At 67.4% G+C, this 3,813-nt stretch carries 3 protein-coding genes; all 3 read right to left on the reverse strand.

Annotated elements, in window-relative coordinates; all coding sequences use genetic code 11:
• Nucleotides 1-619: insulinase family protein (locus FJY73_14095; GenBank protein MBM3321791.1), on the reverse strand; the 619-nt coding region annotated here is incomplete at its 3' end.
• Nucleotides 616-2,709, reverse strand: coding sequence for an SMP-30/gluconolactonase/LRE family protein (locus FJY73_14100; protein MBM3321792.1), 2,094 nt, complete (start codon nucleotides 2,707-2,709; stop codon nucleotides 616-618). The genes FJY73_14095 and FJY73_14100, both read right to left, overlap by 4 nt.
• A 32-nt stretch (nucleotides 2,710-2,741) precedes the next feature.
• Complete coding sequence (locus FJY73_14105) at nucleotides 2,742-3,797, reverse strand: hypothetical protein (GenBank protein ID MBM3321793.1); 1,056 nt, start codon at nucleotides 3,795-3,797, stop codon at nucleotides 2,742-2,744.
• Nucleotides 3,798-3,813 lie beyond the last annotated feature (16 nt).

Genomic DNA, 3,813 nt, shown 5'->3' on the forward strand with positions numbered 1-3,813 from the left:
TCCGCATCGCTTCGGCCGGATCGAAATCGCCGGCGATGACGAGCGTCGCGTTCGACGGGACGTAGTTCGCCCGGTAGAAGGCGACCATCTCGCGCCTCCTGATCCGCCGTACATCCGCTTCCCAGCCGACCGTCGGCCAGCGATAACCGTGCGTCTGGAAAGCGGCCGCCGTCACCTCGCGGTCGAGAAGCGTCTCCGGGTCGTTCTCCCCGCCGTGAAGCTCCGAGACGATCACGGTCCGCTCCGACTCGAACTCGGCCGGATCGATCCGGCTCCGCACCATCCGTTCCGATTCGAGCGTGAGCGCGAGGTCGAGATGCTCTTTCGGCAACGTTTCGAAGTAGGTCGTTTGGTCGATCCAGGTGTAGCCGTTCCAATAGCCGCCGCGCCTCTCGATCAGGTTCTTCATCTCCCGCTTCGAGAAGCGCGCGGTTCCCTTGAAGTTCATATGTTCGAGCCAGTGAGCGATTCCGGTCGCGCCCGGCGTCTCGTCGGCGGAGCCGACCGCGTACCAGCACCAGACGCTCACGATGGGAGCCGAACGGACCGGGCGAAGAAGAACGGTGAGGCCGTTCGGGAGACGCCGCTCGAGAACCCGCGAGGAGGCGCGCCGGCTCAACGAACGACCGCCTGCGCAACGGCGAGGTTCCCCGCCTCGTCCGCCACGCGGAGCGCCACGACGCTCCCCTCTTCCTTGCCGGCGGGGACGGTGAAGTCGAACTCCTCCTTCCGGTCGTCGAAGATCTCGTCCTTCGGATCGACCGGCCGCCACTCCCCCGCACCGACCGCGACCTCGGCGGTTCGAAGAGCGCTCGCCGCGTCGCGCGCCTCGGCGCGGACTCGAATCCGATCCCCGTCGCGCTCCGCCGAAAACCCGACGATCTCGGGCGGCGTGTTGTCGACGAGGAAGGGCTCGCTCACGCGCTCCCCTTCGCCCGCGGTCGCATCCGAGTTGGAGAGGCGGTCGCGCGCGACGACCCGCACGCGGTAGAAGCCGTCGGGCATCGAGCGGGTGTCCCACGAATAGAAGTCGAACTCGATCCCCTCCTCGAGAAGGAGCCAATCGCGATCCCCCTCCGCGCGCGTGTAGAGGTCGTATCGAAGATCGTCCCCGTTCGCGTCGGACGCCTGCCACCGCGCGGTGCGGATCGACCGCGCCCAGACCTCGACCGCCTCGCGCCGCGCTTTCTCCTCCGTCTCGGTCGGCAAGAGCTCGACGCGGGCGCCGTCGGGAAGAAACTGAAAGAGCGGCGTCGGACGCGGGTCCGCGGGCCCGTCGTAGAACGGCTCGCCGGTCCAGGTCACGCTGAGCGCCAACACTTGAGGCGGTAAGTTATGTTCCTTGTACGCGATCGAGACCCGATCGATGCGCGGGCTCTCCTCCCCCTTCCCCTCCAGCTCGATGCGCCACTGGAGAAAGCGCGCGGGCGGCGATTGGATGCGCCCTCCGTTCTCCCCTTCGCCGATCGGCTGCCACTCGCTCCACGTGTCGTCGGGGCTCTCCCGATTTCCGCTCCTGGTCGAGAAGACCGCGCGGGTTCCGCCGGGAACATCTCCCCACCAGCGGAGAATCCCGAAGCGCGCGAGGTTCACGGCATCCCGCACCTTCGAATCGTACATCCCCGTTTGGCTCCGCTCCGGTCCGAGGCGGTAGAGGTTCCCCTGATTGCCGGTCGCGACGAACATCCCCTCGTCGGTCCGCTCGATCGCGAGGACTTGCGATTCGACCATCCTCCGGATCTCCGTCGCCTCGCCCCCCTCCGACACGCGGACGAGCGATCCGGGCGTGCCGGTTCCGACGAGCACGGAACCCTCCGCGCCCGGAGCGATCGCGTAGATGAACTCGGCGTCCGATTGCCAGTGGAGAACCGCGGTCCCGTTCGGCTCGATCCGATAGAGAAGCGCTTTCTTCGTCTGCTGGCGCCCTCCTCCATTCGTCCCCGGCTCCTCGCTCCCCGAGCATCCGGCCCAGATCCTCCCCTTCTCGTCGAGATGGAGAGCGCCCACTTCGGCGCGTGGAGAATCGAAGAGAACGCGCGCATTCCCCTTCTTGTCGACCGACAGAAGGAGACCCGCCCCCTCCCCGCCGAGGAGAAACCGATCGTCCTTCCGGTCGTAGAGGATGCAGAGCACGTTCGTTTCCGGAGAGTCATAGAAGAGCTCCGCGTTCCCGGAGGGGTCGATCCGATAGACTTTCCCTTGCTCACCGGTCGCCGCGTACAGGTTTCCCTTGTCGTCGAACGCAAGATCCCACACGTAGCGCTCCGGACTGTCGAAGAACGTGCGCGCGTTTCCGTCCCGATCGACGATGTAGACGATCCCGTCCGGAGAAGTTCCCGCGTAAAGGTTCCCCCTCGCGTCGAGCGCGAGCGAGAGGATATCAAGCTCGAGCGAATCGAAGAGAAGGACGCTCTTGCCGGATCGTTCCACCTTGAAGATTTTTCCCTGGTCCCCCGTGCCGGCGTAGAGGCCGCCCCGCCCGTCCGGGAGGAGCGACCAGACGTAGTACTCGGAGATCGTGCCCGCCGGCTCGAAGCGCGGGGCGAGCTCGAGGGACCCGAGCGGTCCGATCGTGAGATCCGTCGGCGTCCCCTCCGCGGCGCTCTCGCGGCCGGACACGTCCCAACGGGCGGTCCTCACCGCCCCGGGCTCGCCGGCCAAGAGGAGGACTCCGACCCCGGCGAGGACGAGAAGCTTCGTCTTGTTCATCGTTCGACTCCCTGTTCGAGAGAGCGGCGGCCTCACGGCGCCGCACGATCCACGACGATCGGAAGGGAGCGGCATCCGGAGACGAACGCATCGACGCGAATCGTCTCCGAGGCGAGCACGCTCCCCTTCACGTAGTTGCCGTCGTCCGCGTGGAGGTCCGTCCCGAGAACGGCGAGCCTCGAGGCGGGAAGGCCCGGCATCTCGCGGCCGTCGACCGTCACGCCTTTCGCCTCGCTGAAGAGCTGCACGAACACGCTTTCGTTCGTCCGCATCTCGCGGAGAATCCGGACGAGCCCGTTGATGTCCTTCGTGGCGAACCGGTTCGGCGCGCGCTTCGAGTCCCAGTCCTCCGAAAAGGCCGCGTCGCACGCGCGAAGAAGGAGCTTCCCGTCGGGGAGATCGGCGGGGAGCGTGACCTCGAAGCGGCGCGTCTCCGTCTCGTCCTGGTAGTAGCGGAGCGTGACCGCGCCGCGCACGGTTTCTCCCGGACGAAGCCGGCCCTTCTCGATATCGAGCCGCTCGATCCGCGCCGAGCGACGCCCGTCCTCCACAGTCACTTCGGCGCGCACGCGGTTCACCCTCGGCCGCGCGAGGTTGTTGCTCGCGAGAACGCGAAGCGGGACGAGGATGTCGTCCTCCATCTCGTCGAGGACCGAGGCGGACGAGTAGACGTTCTCCCGCTCGAGATCGTCCGCCCCCTCCAGATCGACGAAGAGACGCATGCGGACCGTGTGCTCGCCGATCGCGCGCTCTCTGTGCACCACGGAGTTGCGGACCGCCCACGAGACGAGGAGCGGCGTGAGCCGTTTGTCGTCCATCGCGTCGTAGCGGTACTCGCGCCGGCCGAACCCGGGGGACGTGACGGTCACCTCGATCGGAATCGTCGGCGGCTCGATCCCGAGGCGCCCCGCCACCCCCGCGCGCCGATCCTCGAGGAGCGCGCCGACCGTCTCCAGTGGGGACCCGAGCTTGAACGAGACGGCGAGGCTCGGGATTCGCGCGTGGACCTCCGCCGAGACGAGCGGGAGGTTCACGCTCCCCGCGTGGAAGAGAGGATGGCCGAAGGCGAGCACGCGGTCGTCTTCCACCCACGTGATCGTGCCG

The sequence above is a fragment of the Candidatus Eisenbacteria bacterium genome, from assembly GCA_016867715.1.
Taxonomy (GTDB): domain Bacteria; phylum Orphanbacterota; class Orphanbacteria; order Orphanbacterales; family Orphanbacteraceae; genus VGIW01.

Excerpts from the sequence above, each read along its gene's own strand:
- FJY73_14100 (MBM3321792.1), bottom strand. The coding sequence starts at position 2,709 with ATGAACAAGACGAAGCTTCTCGTCCTCGCCGGGGTCGGAGTCCTCCTC.